Origin of the sequence: Streptomyces sp. NPDC048507 (genome assembly GCF_043199995.1) — a bacterium.
In the GTDB taxonomy this organism is placed as follows: domain Bacteria; phylum Actinomycetota; class Actinomycetes; order Streptomycetales; family Streptomycetaceae; genus Streptomyces.
In genome coordinates this window covers 38332-55194 of sequence record NZ_JBICWZ010000020.1, presented here as the reverse complement: position 1 = coordinate 55194, position 16863 = coordinate 38332, and the positions used below count along the sequence as shown (strand labels likewise).

Here is a 16863-nt window from a genome sequence, read left to right as displayed (position 1 = left end):
CGCAGAACGTCCGGAGCCGTTCCGTGCCGGGTCCCGGACGGGCTCCGCCGCCGACCCGCCCCCGGGGGCAGCACGGCGGCCGCCGTCGTACGGCGTGGCGTCGGCAGAGCCCCCTTCAGCGCTCAGCGCGGGAGGGGGTGCCCCGCGGGCCATGGGGAACGCTCCCCGCCCCGGTCACGCACCCGCGGCAGGTGGTAGGAAGCACCTCGTCGGCGGTGGTGGTCCCTCTCGCCTCGGACATGCGGACGGGCCGCCCCCTCGGGGAGGGGCGGCCCGCCGTCGCGCCATCGGTTACGCGCCGCAGAACTGGATCTCGCCCAGGTTCTTCGCGTAGCGGGCGGCGATCAAGCCGCGCCCGTCTTCGAGGCGGTACCAGAGGTTGTTGTCGCCGACCTGCTCGCCCTTGACCTTGCAGATGACCGGGACGACCGTGCCGGGCTTGAGGGTGCCGACGGTCTTGCTGGAGCGGCTGCTGCCGGCGTGGATGGGCAGCGGTCCCTGCGAGATGACCTTCGCCTTGGCGTGGTGGTGGTCCCCGCAGCTCTGGCAGGTGCCGTTCTCGCCCCGGTCACCCTTCTCACCCTTCTCACCCTTCGGCCCGGCAGGGCCTACCGGGCCGGTCTCGCCGCGCTCGCCCCGGGCTCCGGCCGGCCCGGTGTCGCCCTGCGGACCCTGGACGCCCGGGGCGCCGTCTGCACCCTGGGGGCCGGTCTCGCCGCGCTCGCCCGGGTCGCCCTTCGGGCCGGGCGCGCCGGTGGCGCCGTTCTCGCCCTGCTCGCCTCGTGTGCCGGGCTGCCCCTGCTCGCCCTTCGGACCGACCGGGCCCTGCGCACCGGCCGGACCCTGCGGGCCCGCGTCCCCGCGCTCGCCCCGGTCGCCCTTCATACCCGGGGTGCCCTGCTCGCCCTTGGCCCCGGCGGGACCCGCCGGACCGGCCGGACCCTGAACGCCGGGCTCGCCGTCATCGCCCTTCGTCCCGGCCGGGCCGCGCTGACCGGCGGGCCCCTGCGGACCTGCCGGGCCCTGCGCACCGGCTGCGCCCTGCTCGCCCTGCGCGCCGTCGTCGCCCTTCGCACCGGCCGGGCCACGGACCCCGTCGGCGCCCTGCGGGCCCCGGGCGCCTTCCGGGCCCCGGATGCCCGGCGCGCCGTCGTCGCCCTTGGGACCGGCCGGGCCTCGGACGCCGTCGGAGCCCTGCGGACCCGCCGGGCCCTGCACACCTTCCTGGCCCTGGACGCCCTGCTCGCCGGGGTCGCCCTTGGCACCGGGCGCACCGGGGTCGCCCTGCTCGCCCTTCGCCCCGGCGGCGCCGGTACGGCCCGCGGGGCCGTCGTCGCCGCGCGGCCCGGCGATGCCCTGCGGTCCGGCGGCGCCCTGCTCGCCACGCGGCCCGGCGGGCCCGGCCACACCCTGCTCGCCGTCGGCACCCTGGACGCCCTGGGCGCCGGCGTCGCCCTTCGCCCCGGGCGTGCCGGTGTCGCCCTTCATGCCCTGCGCGCCGGTCATACCGGTGTCGCCCCGGTCGCCCTTCACGCCCTGACTGCCCGTCGCACCGGTCGGGCCGGTGATGCCGCGCTCGCCCTGGATGCCGGTCATGCCCGTGTCGCCCTTGGCGCCCTGCGGGCCGACGGCCCCTGCTGCTCCGGTGTCACCCTTCGCCCCCTGGGCGCCGGGTGCTCCCGGTTCACCCTTCACGCCGGGCGCGCCGGTGTCGCCCTTCTCGCCGGGCGTCCCGGGCCGGCCCTGCGCGCCGGTCTCGCCCTTCTCACCACGAGCGCCAGTCGCCCCGGCCGCGCCCGTCATGCCGGTGTCGCCCTTGGCTCCAGCCGTGCCCGGCGCTCCCGTGTCGCCCTTGGCTCCGGCCGCGCCCGGTGCTCCGGTGTCGCCCTTGGCTCCGGTCGCCCCCGGTGCTCCGGGGTCCCCCTTTGCCCCGGCCGCCCCGGGTGCTCCGGTGTCACCCTTGGCCCCGACCGCGCCCGTGGCCCCGGTGTCGCCCTTCGCTCCGGCGGCGCCGGTCGCGCCGTCCGCGCCCCGGTCACCCTTCGTACCCGGGTCGCCCTTGGCGCCCTGGGCTCCGGTATCCCCCTTCGCTCCGGCGTCGCCCTTGTCGCCCTTGTCGCCCTTGATCGGGGTGTTCACCGCGAACAGGCCCGGGGAGCCCGGATATCCGGCTTCCACGACCCACCGGCCGCCCTCAAGGGTGGTGCCCTGCGGTGCGTCCTCATCGACCCGCAGGACCACCGCCAGACGGGTTCGGGTGTTCGCCATGAACAGCGGTCCCGCCCCGACCGCCGGGATGCACGTCAGGAGCCGCTGATCGGCCGAGGCCGTACACGCGATCGTGCCCGGCCCGTCGTTGAAGTAGTACCGGCTCTCCGCGAACGTGGTCCGGTCCGGGGCCGTGATCCGGAACGCGCTGATAGCCGCCGCTCCGTTTCCGTTGACCGCGACGACCGTGGCCCGCCCGGTGGCGCCCGGTGCGATGGTGGGCACGTACGGCTGCGAGAACGTCATCGTCGCCGCGTCCGCGTACGCCAACGAAGACAGCGGGGACATGATCGTGCCGGTGGCGAGCGCGGCGATCAGCACGGAGCGCAGGTGTCTACGAGACATCGGGGTTCCTCATCTGGGGCAGGGCGGGGTGCCGTCAACATGAGGCGACGGTGGTCTGATGATCGGCACACGCGGTCCCACTACAGGGCCGCCACGCCATCGGCCACCCCGAGCTGCGCCACCCGGCCCAAGCTCGCGTCCTGCCGCGCCGGCCGCGCCGGCCGCGCCCGCCTGCGGCGACCGCAACGCCCGGGCCCTCACCCGCCGGTGGAGGTCCAGCGACACCGGGTCCTCCCACGAGGGCCTCGGTGTCCCCGGGGGGGGGCTATCCCGGCGACGGTACGAGGGACCATGTGGCCCGCTGGAGGCGTTCTCCCTCCATGACGGCACCCGCAACGAGGAGAACCCGGCGGCGGAGATCAACGTCCTGCACACCGGTGGACCGGCGGCCTGCCGGAATGACCACCGCCGCGTTACCCGTCGACGTGACGCTGATCAGCGAGGCGGCCTCCCCGGTCGGGGAGCGGCGCGACGCTGCGGTGCGCAGGGCGGCTCGCCGCGGCGGGAGCCCGCACGCAGCGCCCGCGGTGGGCCTCCACCGGCGTCGAGGACCCGAACCTGCCCGACACGACGTACGTCCGCGGGCTGGTGATCGCGGGCACGGTCAACACCATGCCCGGCAGCACACCGGCCGCCTTCGCCGATCACGGCACCCTTCCCGCGCACGCGCCCGCCGTGGCGGACTTCACGGCGGCCAGGGACCACTTCGCCGCGCTGGAACGGGTCGGCGTCGACTTCACCGACGTCACCGACGCGCTGGAGCACGAGGGGCTGAGGAAGTTCGAGGACAACCGGAGCGAGCTCGGAGAGTCGGTCGCCCGCGCAATGCACGCGCAGCCCGGAGCGGCGGACGCCGGCTCCGGGGACGGCGGGCTCCTGGCGATCTACCTGGGCGACCACTGCGCCGCCGCCGCCGGCGGCTTGGAGCTGTTCAGGCGGGCTGCGGACGCCCGCGAGGACGAACGGGACGGCCACACGCTCGCCGAGCTCGCGGAGCAGGTCGAGGAGGACCGCACCGCCCTGGCCCGGCTCATGACGGACCTGGGCGTGTCGACCAGCCCGTCCGAGACGGCCGCGGGCCGGCCGGCGGAGACGGCGGGCCGCCTGAAGACCAACGGGCACCTGTTCTCCCGCTCCCCGCTCAGCGACGTCCTGGAGGCGGAGGCGATGCTGACGGGCGTCCAGGGCGCGCAGCCTGCCGGCGCACCCTGCGCGCCGACGACCTCGACGTGCTGCTGGAACGCGCCGAGCGGCAGAGCACGACGCTGGAGGAGGTGCGCTCCGTCGCGGCGGCCCGGACCCCGGGGTCCCGGCCGCGGACCGCGCGGTGACAGCGCCGAGGACAGCGGCGGGTGCCGGACGGCACGGCCGCGATGGCGCATCCACGGGCGGGCGGTCCGGAGGGCCACCCGTACGCTCGACGAAGGGACAGCATGGTGAGCGAGTTCGATGCGGTGTGGGGCGACAGGTCCCTGGTGTGTCCGGTGGCCGGGCGTGCCGGGTGGGACGGAGTGGACGTACGTGCGGTGGACACCGTGCGGCTGCTGGCGGCCGACGCGGTGCAGAAGGCCGGCAACGGGCATCCCGGGACGGCGATGAGTCTGGCTCCGCTGGCGTACCTGTTGTTCCAGAACGTCATGAAGCACGACCCCGCCGACGACCGGTGGCTGGGCCGGGACCGGTTCGTCCTGTCCTGCGGGCACTCCAGCCTCACCCTCTACATCCAGCTGTACCTGGCCGGCTACGGCCTGGAGCTCGCGGACCTGGAGGCGTACCGGACCTGGGGCTCGGCGACCCCCGGCCATCCCGAGCACCGTCACACGCGCGGGGTGGAGATCACCACCGGACCGCTGGGGCAGGGCCTGGCCAGTGCGGTCGGCATGGCGATGGCAGCGCACCGCGAACGCGGGCTGCTGGACCCGGACGCGGAGCCGGGGACCAGCCCCTTCGACCACCACGTCTACGTCATCGCCTCCGACGGCGACCTGATGGAAGGCGTCACCGCCGAGGCCGCCTCCCTGGCCGGCCATCAGGAACTGGGCGACCTGACCGTCTTCTACGACTCGAACCACATCTCGATCGAAGACGACACCGACGTGTCCTTCAGCGAGGACGTGCCCGCGCGCTTCGCCGCCTACGGCTGGCACGTGCAGAGCGTCGACTGGACCGCCACCGGTGAGTACGTCGAGGACGTCGACGCCCTGCTCGCCGCGACCCGCGCCGCCCGGGCCGAGACCGGACGCCCCTCGCTGATCATGCTGCGGACCCTGATCGGCTGGCCCGCCCCGACCAAACAGAACACCGGAAAGGCCCACGGCTCCGCGCTGGGCGAGGACGAAGTCGCCGCCACCAAGCAGCTCCTCGGCTTCGACCCCGCATCACACTTCACCGTCGAGGACCGGGTCCTGACCCGTACACGGAAGGCGGCGGAGCGCGGCCGCGCTGCCCACGCCGCATGGGACGAGGCGTTCACGGCCTGGCGCACCGCGCATCCCGAGCGGGCCGCGCTGCTGGACCGGCTCCGGGCCCAGCGGCTCCCGGACGGCTGGGCCGACGTCCTGCCCGCCTTCCCCGCCGATGCCGAGGGGGGCGATGCCGAGGGGATGGCGACGCGCGCCGCGTCGGGCGCGATCCTCACCGCCTTGGCCCCGGTGCTGCCGGAGCTGTGGGGCGGCTCGGCCGACCTCGCCGGGAGCAACAACACCACCATGGACGGCGCGCCGTCGTTCGTGCCGGCCGACCGGCAGACCAAGGACTGGAAGGGCGGACCCTACGGACGGACCCTGCACTTCGGGATCCGTGAGCACGCCATGGGCGCCATCCTGAACGGCATCGCCCTGCAGAGCCTCACGCGCCCCTACGGCGGCACCTTCCTCACCTTCTCCGACTACATGCGCCCCGCCGTCCGGCTCGCCGCCCTCATGCGGCTGCCCGCCATCTACATCTGGACCCACGACTCCATCGGCCTGGGCGAGGACGGGCCCACCCACCAGCCCGTCGAACACCTCGCCGCACTGCGCGCCATCCCCGGCCTGGACGTGGTGCGCCCCGCCGACGCGAACGAGACCGCCGCCTGCTGGCAGACGATCCTGGAACACACCGACCGGCCCGCCGGCCTGATCCTTTCCCGCCAGAACCTGCCCGTCCTCGACCGCGACACGTACGCCCCGGCCCGGGAAGCGGCCCGCGGGGCCTATGTCCTCGCCGACGCGCGCGACGGCGCGGTGCCCGAGGTGATCCTGGTCGCCACCGGGTCGGAGGTCCACATCGCCCTGGACGCGCGCGACGTGCTGACCGGCGAAGGCCTGGCGGTACGGGTGGTGTCGATGCCGTGTCACGAATGGTTCGCCGCCCAGCCCCGGTCCTACCGGGACACCGTCCTGCCGCCGAGTGTGCGCGCCCGTGTGAGCGTCGAGGCCGCCGTCGGCCAGGGCTGGCGTGACGTGGTGGGGGACGCGGGACGCATCGTCAGCCTGGAACACTACGGGGCCTCCGCCGACTACCAGCGTCTCTACACGGAGTTCGGCATCACGCCCGAGGCCGTGGCCGCGGCCGCCCGCGACAGCATCCACGACGCCGCCCGGGCTCCCTTCCCCGGCGGACACCAGCACGCCTCAGCACCAACGGAGGGGGGCACCGGCGACCACCCCTGATCGACTGCCAGCGCGGGTCCACGAGCAGTCGTTCGTAGGCCTGGAGCGCGAGGCGCGCGTCGGCGACCGCGGTCCTGCCCTTGAGCGCCGGAGCCTCCCCGCTGCCGATCGCGTCCGGACGCCGGTCGACCTCGACGTCGACGCGGGAGACGAAGAACGAGGCCACCGAGTGGATGTCCGCCAGATCGCGGCCGTCCGCCTCCCAGAGCTTGCGGGCCGTCGCGACGGTGGCACCGGCGTCCTGCGCCAGCCGCGGGTCGACCTCGATGGACACCCGGCCATCGATGCCCGCCCTCCGCTCGTACACCGGGCCCAGCACGTCACAGGCACTGCGCACGTCATCGGTGGTCAGGGCGAAGACCGCGTCGTCGACGCTGCCACCCGCATCGCCCACGCCGCGTAGCTGCTCGGTGTAGCGGTCACCCCTCGACGGGACCGAAGCGAAGATCGTGGGATTCGTCGTGACCCCCACGACGTGCTTCTCCGCGATCAGCTGCTCCAGCTCTCCGCCCGCGAGCAGCTCCCGGGACAGATCATCGAGCCACACCGCGACACCGGCCTCCGACAGGGCGGCGAGCGGGCTGGATCCGGCGGGGACGGACATGTGAGACCTCCCTAGCGGTACGGCGCCGCGCACGCCGGGACGCTGCCGCCCGAAGGGCGAACGGACGGCGGCGGCGCTGGTAGGTGGTTCCCTCCCCGCCTGCCCGGATCACCCCAAAGCAAGCGGAATACCCCGAAGGACCGACTCGCGTCCGCGGCGCCGCCCGCAGTGGGGACGTCCGCACGCAGGGTGGGGGAGGGGGCGCACACCGTGCGGCTGCCACCGCGTCCGGCGGACCGGGGCACCGCGGCGGCGGTGCGCCGACAGCGCCACCCGGGTCCAGAGCGGCGGCCCCGGCGTCACCGAGCCGCCTGCCCTGCCCGATCTCTACGCCTTCAGCCCCTCCCGCCGAGTGCGCGCCGAATTCCTCGCTGCGGTCATGGCCCCACGGTTCGACCGGACTCAGCACGTGTTCACCAACTACATCGTCGACCTCCGAGACGGCCAGGCCGCCTACCGCGCCAACGCGCAGATCACCCACCTCATGAGCGGTGTGGCGCCTGGGAGAAGGGCCCGGACCGGACAGGCGGGTGTGACGGGTGCCCCTGCGCGGCCCAGCGTCAGTCACACGCCGCTACGGCACCAAGCGGCCGTACGTCGGGAATTGCGGCTGTCCGCTGTCACCTCCGGGGTTCCGCGAACCCGCGCACTTCGGTGGACACGGCTGGGCGGCAACCACGACGCACGCGACCCCGATCGCGAACTCCCGGGCGGCCCAACGACCGGCAAGCGTCCGGCCGCGGGCTCCGGAAGTCCCTACGGTTCGGCCGGGGCGCGGGGCCGACCCGCTGCCTCGGTATACCCCGGTGCCCGGCTGCGCAGCAGGGCGATCGAGAACTCCATGCCTGCACGGATGCCGGTCCGGCTCGCTCGGGATGGTGCAGCAGATCCGCTCAGGGGGTGGACGGGCCGGGGGAGGTGGTGGCGGTCAGGACGAGGATTGCCTGGTCGTCGTCGATGTCGCCGGCGTCGGTGAAGGCGTGCAGGGCGGTGATGATGCCGTCGATGAGCTGCTGGGGGCGGGGCCGGCCGGGCAGGTGGGCCACGGTGTCGGCGAGGCGCTGGTCGCCGAACATGTCGCCGTCGGGGCGGCGGGCTTCGGTGATGCCGTCGGTGTACAGGACCAGGCTCTCGTGGGGTCGCAGGTGAAGACGGTGCGGTGTGACGAGCGCCTGGGGGGAGACACCGAGCAGGAGCCCGTTCGCATCGAGGGCGCGCACGGTGCGGTGGGCCTCCCGATGCAGGGGGGCGTTGTGGCCGGCGCGGACCAGTTCGATGTCGAGACCGGTGGGGGTGGGGGTGAGCTGGCCGTATACGAGGGTGACGAAGCCGGTGCCGTGGCTGCCGGGGCGGTCGATCAAAGCTTCGTTGACGGCTTGCACGACGTCGGCGGGGCCGGGGAGGCGGGAGGCGACGGCGCGGGCGGTGTGGCGGACGAGGGCGGTGGTGGTGGCGGCGGTGGCACCGCGGCCGCAGACGTCGCCGAGGAGGAAGGCCCAGCGGCCGTCCTTGAGGGGGAAGACGTCGTAGAAGTCGCCGCCGATGTCGAGGCCTTCGCCGGCGGGGTGGTAGTAGGTCGCGACCTCGGTGCCGGGTACGTCGGGCAGGTCGGGCAGGAGGAGTCCGGCCTGGAGATCGCGGGCGAGGGCGGCGCGGTGGGTGTACTGGAGGGCGTTGCGGGCGGCCGAGGCCGCGCGGCGGGCGAGCTCCTCGGCCAGTGCGACGGCGTGGCCGTCGAAGGCATGGTCGCCGGTGGAGAGCAGCGTCACGGCGCCGAACGCCTGGTCGCGGTCCATGAGGGGGACGCACAGGTAGCCGGTGACGTTCAGGTCGTGCCAGGGGCCCGGCCCGGTGGGGGTGCGGCGGGCCACCTCGCTGGTGCCCGAGGCCAGGACGCGGGCGACGGCGTCATCGACGGCGTCGTAGACGGGGATGTGGGAGGTGAGCCGGTCTCGTTCTTCCTGGGTCGGGGCGATCGCGGCGATCCGGCGCACCCGGCCGTTTTCGATGAGGTCGACTGTGCACAGCGGGGCCAGCTTCGGCACGCAGGAGCCGGCCAGCCGGGTGAGCACCTGGGTGGCGTCGAGGTCGGAGGTGAGCGCGCTGCCGGCTTCCAGGAGGAAGGTGAGGTCGTCGCGCACCGCCTTCTCCCGTGCCTCGGCGTCCGCGCGGGCCTGTTCGGCGTGGTGGCGTTCGATGGCCAGCGCGGCGGTGTCCGCGAAGACCCTCGCCAGCGCGAGGTCGGCCGACTGGGGGGTGCGCGGGGTGCGGTGGTACATCGCGAAGGTGCCCAGCAAGGCACCGTCGCGGGCCAGGATGGGGGTGGACCAGCAAGCGGCAAGGCCGGCTTGGTCGGCCAGCGCCCGGAAGTCGTCCCAGAACGGGTCGGTCGCGATGTCCGTGACGGTCACCGGCAGGCGGCGGTGGGCGGCGGTGCCGCAGGAGCCGACGCCCTCGCCGGTGGCGATGCCGTCGATGGCCCGGTTGTAGAAGTCGGGCAGGCTCGGAGCCGCTCCGTGCCGCAGGTGCCGGCCGTCGGGATCGGCGAGGAGCACCGACACCAGTACCTCCTCGGGCGCGAGAGCCTCGATGGCGCGCGCCATGCCCTCCAGCACCTCCGACAGTGGGGCTTGGCGGGCGATCTGCTCCAGCAGCACCCGGTGCTCCGCCGTCAGCCGCTGGGCATGCTTGACCTGGGTGATCTCCACCCCGACCACCCGCACCCCCATCACGTTGCCGCCGGCGTCCACGCGGGGCTCGTAGGTGAAGTCGAAGAAGCCCTCCCGGGCGTTCTCCCCTTCACCGAGCAGGACCCGGGCATCGCGGGCGGTGTGGGTCTCGCCCGTGCGGTAGACCCGGTCCAACAGCGTGATGAAGCCCTGCTCGACCAGTTCCGGCATCAGCTGCCCCAGCGGCAATCCGGTTTCGGTCCGCTCGCCGCCGATCGCGGTGAAGAACGCCGCGTTCGCCGTCTGCAGCATGTGAGCCGGCCCGGCCAGGTAGGCGAAGATGGCCGAGGACTCACCGAACAGCGCCCGCAGGTCATGATCCGCGCCTTCCTCGGCGACGGTGCGCGCTCCCGCCGCCCCGGCGGGTTGAGGGGCCTGCCGCCCCGGAACGCGCGTCATGAATCCTGCCTCTCCCTCGGCTGCGCCGACTCGTCACTGCCGGCAGCCACCCTGCCATGTCGATCGGCACCCGCAGCGAGAGCCTGCTCCCGGCCGGGGTACACCTCGAAGATCTGGTCCAAGCCGGTCACCGCGAGGAGCCGGGCCGCCGGCGCGGGCACGCCCGAGAGCCGCAGTACCCGCCCCTGCCCCGCGAGCTGCCGCATAAGCCGCAGCAAGGCACCGATCCCGGAGGAATCGCACAACGCCAGAGCGGCGCAGTCGACCACTACCGGCCCCGTCCCCGCTCCCCGGGCCAGTACTTCCTGACCGGCCTCGTCCAACTGGACGAGGCTGTCGAAGTCGAGCTCGCCGCGCAGGGCCAACACCACGCTCCGCTCTTCCTGCGCGACCTGCACCGAGAACACCCGCAGCTTCCTCCCATCGGCGACAACCGCTCCCATCGTAGAGACCGGACAGACCGGCTCCGCACCGTCCTGCGGACCGTGCCTCTCTGGACGTCGACCGCCCTCGGGCCCTGCGGGCTCCGGGTACGGCAATGGGGCGGGGCGGCAACGTGTGGTTGCCGCCCCGCCCCGTGCGCAGGTCTGAGAACGCAGGTCAGAGGCGGTTCTTGCCGTAGTAGCCGCCGACCTGGTTGTGGTACTCGGCGTTGCCGAGATGCTTGTCCCTGTCGAACTCGGGAGCGTCCTTGATCTGCTCCTTCGTACGGTCGACGAAGATCTTCTTGTCGTCCGCGTCGACGCGGACGATGGTGCCGGCGGGCAGGAGGACTTCCTTGCCGAAGATCCACGGACCGGTGTCGACGACGATGTAAGCGGAGCCGACCTCGTCGGAGTGCTTGTCGACCTTGCCGATGGAGCCATCGGTCGCCTCGACCTTGTAGCCCGTCAGGTCGCCACCGGCCAGTCGGCCGGACGTCTCACGGTAACCCCACACATTCTCGGTCATGCGAAAACAACTCCTCCGATAAACAGGAACCAGCGGAAACGGAATTTCCGGCTGGTCTTCCTTGTGTGTGCCACATCTGCGGCGGAACTCGCGTTCCGGCCTGAACTTCGCCTGCCCCACATCAACGCTGTTACACGCCTCGAATTTTGGTTCGGCCGACGAGGCCGCCGATCTTCGGAGGTGAGCTGGTCCGCTGCTGCGTCCGGGCGCCACCCCGACGCCCGGGCATACCCGCGCGACGTCCGCTCCGGACCACAGAACCGGGGTGGCGATGCCCCCACCCCCAGCATCCGCCGGGACACCACCCGGACGACGGTGGCGGGGACGCGGGCGGGCCGGAGCCGGTGGAGCTGGCCGGGTTCGTGGACATCGGCCGGCCGGTCCGGGCCGGGCGCGGCTGGCGGGTGTCGTGCGCCGGCTCGGGCCGCACGCTCGTCACACGCGGGCAGGCAGTGCGGGTGGGTCCTGGTGGTAACGGTCCCCGGGGTCGAGTTCTACGGCGAGCTTCTTCTCGGACGGCGCCTCGCGCAAGGGGAGCCGTCATGCCGCTGGGCGGTCACGGATTCCGGCCAGCGGATCGCGGCCGTGCTCCACGGCGTATTCACGCCGACGCGAGGCGGCCTTCGGGGGGTTCGCCAGGCAGCAGTAGTCCCAGAAGTCGACCAGCACCTGGAACGCGTCGTCGAGGGTGTATTCACCCTGCACGTGCTCGACGAAATGGTTCTCCACCCTGACGCCCTGCGGGCTGATGGTGACGGTGTGCGCGTTCCCGTCCAGGTCCTCCGGTGTGAAGGCCGGGTCGGCCTTGGCCTCGGTCACGAGGTCGATGGCCTCCAGAACGGACAGCGGCGAGAGCTGGACGTCGGCCGTCACCCACTGCCCGAGGATGTTCAGCTCGGCAGGCCCCGCAAAGTCCGGCGCGCCGAATGCACCCTCGACGTAATACCTGGTGCGCATCACCGCTCAGTTCTCCTTCCTTCCTGATTCGCCATGAGCAGATGACCTGGCTCGAATTGCGCTGTCGAATACGGTTTTCGCGGGCCCGGTCAGTATCCGCGATGACCGCCGGGGCGGTGGTCCCGGCCCGCACGGTGAACAGGGCGCCGCCCACTCCCCCTGCGTTCGGCGAGCGCTTCGAGCCGGCCGCCGCCGCGCCCGTCGCGCCGCTGGAGCCGTCAGGCGATTCGACACCGGCTCAGGTCCGGCAGCGGTGGCGCCCCTGCCCGGCCGCTCTCGCCGTGCCCGACCGCCCGCATCGACCGCTCGTCGGCGGGGCCGTGTGGGGCTCGGGCCGTGCGGGGCCGCACCGGTGACCCAGGAGCGGGCGCGGACCCGGACGACGTCCGTGATTGGTCTGTACCTGTTGGGGGAGCAGGTCGGAGACTGCGGGGATGGACCGGCCCGCGCACACCCGCCTCCCCGACCTGCCCCTCCACCGCCTTGACGTTCCCCTTCCCCACCTCCTGCCCTTCGCGATCGGGACCTTCGACAGCATCGGCCCGCTCTCGCGCGCCGCCTTCCCCCACCGGCACACCTTCTACGAGATCGTCCACGTGACCGGCGGCAGCGGCGCGCACGTGCTGGACCTGGTCCGCAGAACCGTGGAACCACCCCAGCTGTGCGTGATCACCCCCGGCCAGGTGCACCACTGGGCCGACGCGGAGGAACTCACCGGGAACGTGGTGCTCTTCGACGAGGACTTCCTCCTGCCCCACACCGACGACGCGGCCGCCCTGCGGCGCCTGGCCGGCCGGCCCGGCCACCCGGCCGGTGACCAGGCCGCACCGATCGCCGCGCTCCTGGCCGACATGGCCACCGAGGCCAGGGACCTGCCGCCCGGCCATCACGGCGTGCTACGGGCCTACCTGCACATCCTCATCGCCCGGGCAACGCGCGCCCTCGGCCCTACGGACGCGCCAGCGGACTCGCCCGCTCCGGCACACGACCGGGCCGCGGAAGCGGCCGCGGCCTTCGGCCGGCTGCTCTGCGAGCCCGGTGGGGTGAGCCGGCCGGTGGGCTGGTACGCACGTCAACTCGGCATGTCGGCCGGTCACTTCCAGACGCTCGTACGGCGGGCCACGGGGCTTTCGCCCGGCAGCCTGATCCGGCGGCAGCAGACCCTGGAGGCGAAGAGGCTGCTGTCCGGCACGAACATGACCGTCCGCCGGATAGCGAACGTGGCGGGCTTCTCGGACCCGGCCTACTTCTGCCGGTTCTTCAGGAGAGAGACGGGGATGTCGCCGGGCGAGTTCCGCACCTGGGCCGTTCGAATGCACCACGATCCCCGGACCGAGTCCATCGCGGGGCACCCGGACGGTCCGTAGGTTTGCTGCTGGCCGCGAACCGGCCGGGGCCCGCCGCCCCGGCCGGGACGGACTCCGACGGGGTCCGTCGTTCCCCTTCGCGCCCCCCACCCCCACCCCCCACCATTCGAGCGAGGAGATCTCGATGCCCTTACCGCAAGAGCCCACCTCAGCACCCGGACCCGCCGGGAACGGACGCCGGGTCAGCCGCAAGAGCGTGCTGCGCGCCGCCGCCGCACTCGGCGCCGCCCCGCTGCTGGTCGCAGGGCCGGTCGCGCTCGCTCGTGAGCAGCCGCTCACGGGCGGCGCCGGCCTCGCCCCGACCCCGGACTGCCACGACGGCGACGGGCAGACGGTGGAACAGATGGAGGGCCCGTACTTCAAGCCCAATTCCCCGCTGCGCGACTCGCTGGTCACCGCCGGCACGCCCGGCATCCGGCTCACCGTCACCGGCTACGTCTTCGACCGGGGCTGCCGCCCCGTCCCGAACGTGCTGCTGGACTTCTGGCAGGCGGACGACAACGGCGCGTACGACAACAGCGGCTATTCCTTCCGCGGACACCAGTTCAGCACGGCGCAAGGTGCGTTCAGCCTGACCACCATCGTTCCCGGGCTCTACCCCGGGCGCACCCGCCACCTGCACGTCAAGCTCCAGGCGCCCGGGCGCCGGGTGGTCACCACCCAGCTGTACTTCCCGGGCGAGCCGCGCAACAGCACGGACACCCTCTTCGACAGCCGTCTGGTCATGAACGTGCGCCAGGCCGGGCCCGGCCGGGAGGGCACCTTCGACTTCGTCCTGGACGTTCCCCAGGACCCGACCACCCCGCCGACCACCCCGCCGACCACCCCGCCGACCACTCCGCCCACGGGCACCTGGGCTGCCGGCCGGGCCTACCGGGCCGGGGACGGGGTCACGTACGCGGGGACCGCCTACCGCTGCCTGCAGGCGCACACCGCGGTCACCGGCTGGGAGCCGCCGAACGTCCCGGCCCTCTGGCAGCGCCTCTGAGAGAGGGGGCGGCCGCGCAGGAGGGCGGGCGGGGCCTCTCCGTCCCCGAAGCGTCCCCGGCCGTCCCGCGCCCCCCGTCAGGACACCGGTCCGCCCTCCAGGGCCGGGTCCGACCTCGGCGGGCGGACGCCCCTGACAGCACCCTCAGCGCGGCGATCGCGTCGCTTGCAGGAGGCCGGTCCGCGCGCTGCTTCGTCAGGAGCTGTTCGATCAGCACGGTCAGCGCGCCCGCGTTCCGCAACGGCGGATGCGGCTCGAAGGCCACTGCCGCCATGATCGCCGAGGCCGACGTCCTGTTGGCGGCCGGCGTGATGTTGGCCGGCTTGACGTCCCGGTGCACGATGCCGAGCCGGTGCGCGGCCCTGAGAGCCGTCGGCACACCGAGCGCGATCTCAGAGGCCCGTTCGGGACCGAGGCGAGTGCGTCGCTTGAGTTCCTGCGCAAGGGACACACCCTCGACGAGACGCATCACCCCCCACGGCAGACCGTCCTCGGTGGGCACGTCGTACACGGCGAGCACCTTCGCTCCGAGTCGCCACGCGCGCGCCATCCACGGCCCCACGCCAACGGCGCGCTCGCGGCGCTCTGGAGAACGGCCGGGCACTTCGAAGCCTCGGGGCCGGACCGAACGACATGGGGCGGCTCGGACGGTCTGGTGGGGCCACACGGAGCGCGTCCCGCTCACGCACGACCGGGTCCGCGCGTACGGCCCCCCGGCGACCCGGCAGCTGCCGGTCCGCCTGGGCCGCCTCACCCCGTACACCCGACCGCCGGGGCCGATCCGATCCGGGCCGCACCCTGACCGTCGGCCAGGGCGAAGCCCCGGACCGGTCACCGGTCCGGGGCTTCGCCGCCCGCACGGCCTCCTCGACCGGTCAGCAGGTGATGGTGCCCTTGCGCAGGGCGTGGCCGCCGTCGTTGGTGTCGTCGGACCAGTAGACGGGCTTGGAGCCGGCCACGCACTCGTCGGCGCCGGCGAGGGAGAAGCCCTCGTTGTTGTAGTTCGGCATGCCGGTCGGGCGGTTGTAGACGGCGGCGGTGGCGAACGCGCCGCTGGTGTCGATCTTCAGCGTGCGGTGCTGGCCGTCACAGGTGTCGTCGCACACCGCCCACAGGCGCGACGCCTGGGGCTCCCACTGGAGTTCCATCACGCCGGACATGCCGCTGCTGAACGAGGCCACGCGGGTGTACGTGCCCGCGTCGGCCAGGACGTAGCCGTAGATCATGCCGGTGCCCTCGACGCCGACGAAGAACACGCCGCCGCTGTGGGCGCTGTAGCGGGCCGGGTCGTAGGCGGCGCCCGTCGAGGCGTCCTTGAACCCGGCGCCGGTCAGCGCGGTGTCCGGGATCCAGGTGATCCCTTCGAGACCGAGGTTGGATCCGGTCGAGGGCAGGTCGGAGGTGAGGTTCCACTCCTTGGCGGCGGTCAGCGCCGAACCCGAGCCGCTCACGTCGTACTTCAGCACCGACAGCCGGCTCGTCCCGGAGGCGTCGCCGTTGCGCTCGCTGGCGACGAACGCCCCGCCGGCCGAACCGGCGCCGGTCAGGGTGACCCCCTCGCTGTCGGGGCTGCCCGAGCCGCCGGGGAAGCGCAGGGCCTTCCCGGAGGCCCAGCCGCTGGCGGTGTCGGGCTTCCAGCCGCCGGACCCGTCGCGTACCAGGCGCCACAGCTTCCCGCTGTTCTGCGCGCCCCACAGGACGTTGCCCTCCTGGTAGAGGCCGCTGAGGTCCTGGCCGAACACGTTGGAACCGTCCGCGGTCGTCACGCCGCTGCCGCCGGGCCAGGCCACGGGCGTCGTCGAACCGCCGCCCCCACCACCGGTCCCGCAGCTGTTGGCGCTGCCGAGGGTGACCGTGCCCACCTGCTTGAAGGCGCCGGTGCCGTCCCCGCAGCGGGACCAGGAGGCGTCGGAGTGCTCGCTCCAGCCGAAGCTGTCGACCAGGGTCTTGCCGTCGGCGAGGTAGAGCCGGGCCTCGTCCGCGGAGCCCAGCCCGAACTTGCCGCTGACGTCGAACGCCCGGAAGGCGCCCGGAGCCAGCGTGGTCCCCGAAGCGATCTTGTAGGAGTGGCTCTTGTCGTCGTCCCTGAGGATCCAGCCCGAGACGTCGACCGCGGTCGTGCCCTTGTTGTAGAGCTCGATCGAATCGTTGACGTCACCGGTGGTGACGACCTCGTTGACCCGTACGTCGTCCGCCGCGGCCGCGTGAGCCACGGGTACGCCGGTCAGCGCGCCCGCGGCGAGGAGCGGAACGGCGACGAGGAGACGGGAAAGAGCACGACGCCGACGGTGAGCGGTCGATGCAGTCACTGATGTCCATCCTGGAGATGTCGGGGCAAGGCGGCCTGCCCGACGGTCCCGGACCCAGCCGAACCGAACTCCTGCGCCCAGGCGGACGGCTCGCGAACGCGCGGCGAAATCCCCCCTCGACCGGCCACCTCGCCGGCGGGCCCGGACACCTCCTGAAACGTCGGCTGCGGGGACCTCAAGGGCAGACGGGGTTTTTGATCGTGTTCAAATGGCGATGCGCGGTCGCAGGGCCGTACACCGACCTGGTGGGGGAGAGGTCTGTGAGCATGCGTGCCCAGCTCTACCCGAGCGGA

General features: G+C 73.3%; 11 protein-coding genes and 1 pseudogene. 4 read left to right on the top strand and 8 right to left on the bottom strand.

The window, feature by feature from the left end; translation table 11 throughout:
• Positions 1–291: 291 nt before the first annotated feature.
• Entirely contained in the window at positions 292–2613 is a 2322-nt protein-coding gene (locus ACGFXC_RS33170) for a hypothetical protein (protein WP_393718602.1), read from the bottom strand.
• Positions 2614–3087: 474 nt separating this feature from the next.
• Here ACGFXC_RS33170 and ACGFXC_RS33165 point away from each other — a divergent pair, with 474 nt between their 5' ends.
• Together ACGFXC_RS33165 and tkt are read left to right on the top strand one after the other, a co-directional pair.
• A complete protein-coding gene (locus ACGFXC_RS33165; RefSeq protein WP_393718662.1) occupies positions 3088–4053 on the top strand; it encodes a transaldolase family protein in 966 nt (321 codons plus the stop codon).
• Entirely contained in the window at positions 4047–6266 is a 2220-nt protein-coding gene (tkt, locus tag ACGFXC_RS33160; RefSeq protein ID WP_393718601.1) for a transketolase, read from the top strand. Before ACGFXC_RS33165 ends, tkt begins: the two co-directional genes overlap by 7 nt.
• A gap of 208 nt (positions 6267–6474) precedes the next feature.
• Here the strand turns inward: tkt and ACGFXC_RS33155 are convergent.
• The 5 genes and pseudogenes from ACGFXC_RS33155 to ACGFXC_RS33135 all read right to left on the bottom strand — a co-directional run.
• Positions 6475–6870: pseudogene (locus ACGFXC_RS33155) on the bottom strand (transaldolase family protein); the annotation flags it as partial.
• A gap of 893 nt (positions 6871–7763) precedes the next feature.
• Positions 7764–9998 (bottom strand): SpoIIE family protein phosphatase, encoded by a 2235-nt coding sequence (locus ACGFXC_RS33150; protein WP_393718600.1) that lies wholly within the window; start codon positions 9996–9998, stop codon positions 7764–7766.
• Positions 9995–10405, bottom strand: a complete 411-nt coding sequence (locus tag ACGFXC_RS33145; RefSeq protein WP_393718599.1) for an STAS domain-containing protein — start codon at positions 10403–10405, stop codon at positions 9995–9997. Before ACGFXC_RS33145 ends, ACGFXC_RS33150 begins: the two co-directional genes overlap by 4 nt.
• Before the next feature lie 193 nt (positions 10406–10598).
• Positions 10599–10949, bottom strand: a complete 351-nt coding sequence (locus tag ACGFXC_RS33140) for a PRC-barrel domain-containing protein (protein WP_393718598.1) — start codon at positions 10947–10949, stop codon at positions 10599–10601.
• Between the two features lie 540 nt (positions 10950–11489).
• Positions 11490–11909 carry a hypothetical protein gene (locus tag ACGFXC_RS33135; RefSeq protein ID WP_393718597.1) on the bottom strand — a complete coding sequence of 140 codons (420 nt, stop codon included), beginning with the start codon at positions 11907–11909 and terminating at the stop codon, positions 11490–11492.
• 431 nt (positions 11910–12340) lie between these two features.
• On the opposite strand from ACGFXC_RS33135, the gene ACGFXC_RS33130 reads away from it, so the two are divergent.
• Positions 12341–13273 carry an AraC family transcriptional regulator gene (locus tag ACGFXC_RS33130; RefSeq protein ID WP_393718596.1) on the top strand — a complete coding sequence of 311 codons (933 nt, stop codon included), beginning with the start codon at positions 12341–12343 and terminating at the stop codon, positions 13271–13273.
• 124 nt (positions 13274–13397) lie between these two features.
• Positions 13398–14261 carry a carbohydrate-binding protein gene (locus ACGFXC_RS33125; RefSeq protein WP_393718595.1) on the top strand — a complete coding sequence of 288 codons (864 nt, stop codon included), beginning with the start codon at positions 13398–13400 and terminating at the stop codon, positions 14259–14261.
• Here ACGFXC_RS33125 and ACGFXC_RS33120 read toward each other — a convergent pair.
• Together ACGFXC_RS33120 and ACGFXC_RS33115 are read right to left on the bottom strand one after the other, a co-directional pair.
• Positions 14212–14811, bottom strand: coding sequence for a hypothetical protein (locus ACGFXC_RS33120; protein ID WP_393718594.1), 600 nt, complete (start codon positions 14809–14811; stop codon positions 14212–14214). The genes ACGFXC_RS33125 and ACGFXC_RS33120 overlap by 50 nt on opposite strands.
• Positions 14812–15136: 325 nt before the next feature.
• Positions 15137–16570 carry a lamin tail domain-containing protein gene (locus ACGFXC_RS33115; RefSeq protein ID WP_393718593.1) on the bottom strand — a complete coding sequence of 478 codons (1434 nt, stop codon included), beginning with the start codon at positions 16568–16570 and terminating at the stop codon, positions 15137–15139.
• Between the last annotated feature and the right edge of the window lie 293 nt (positions 16571–16863).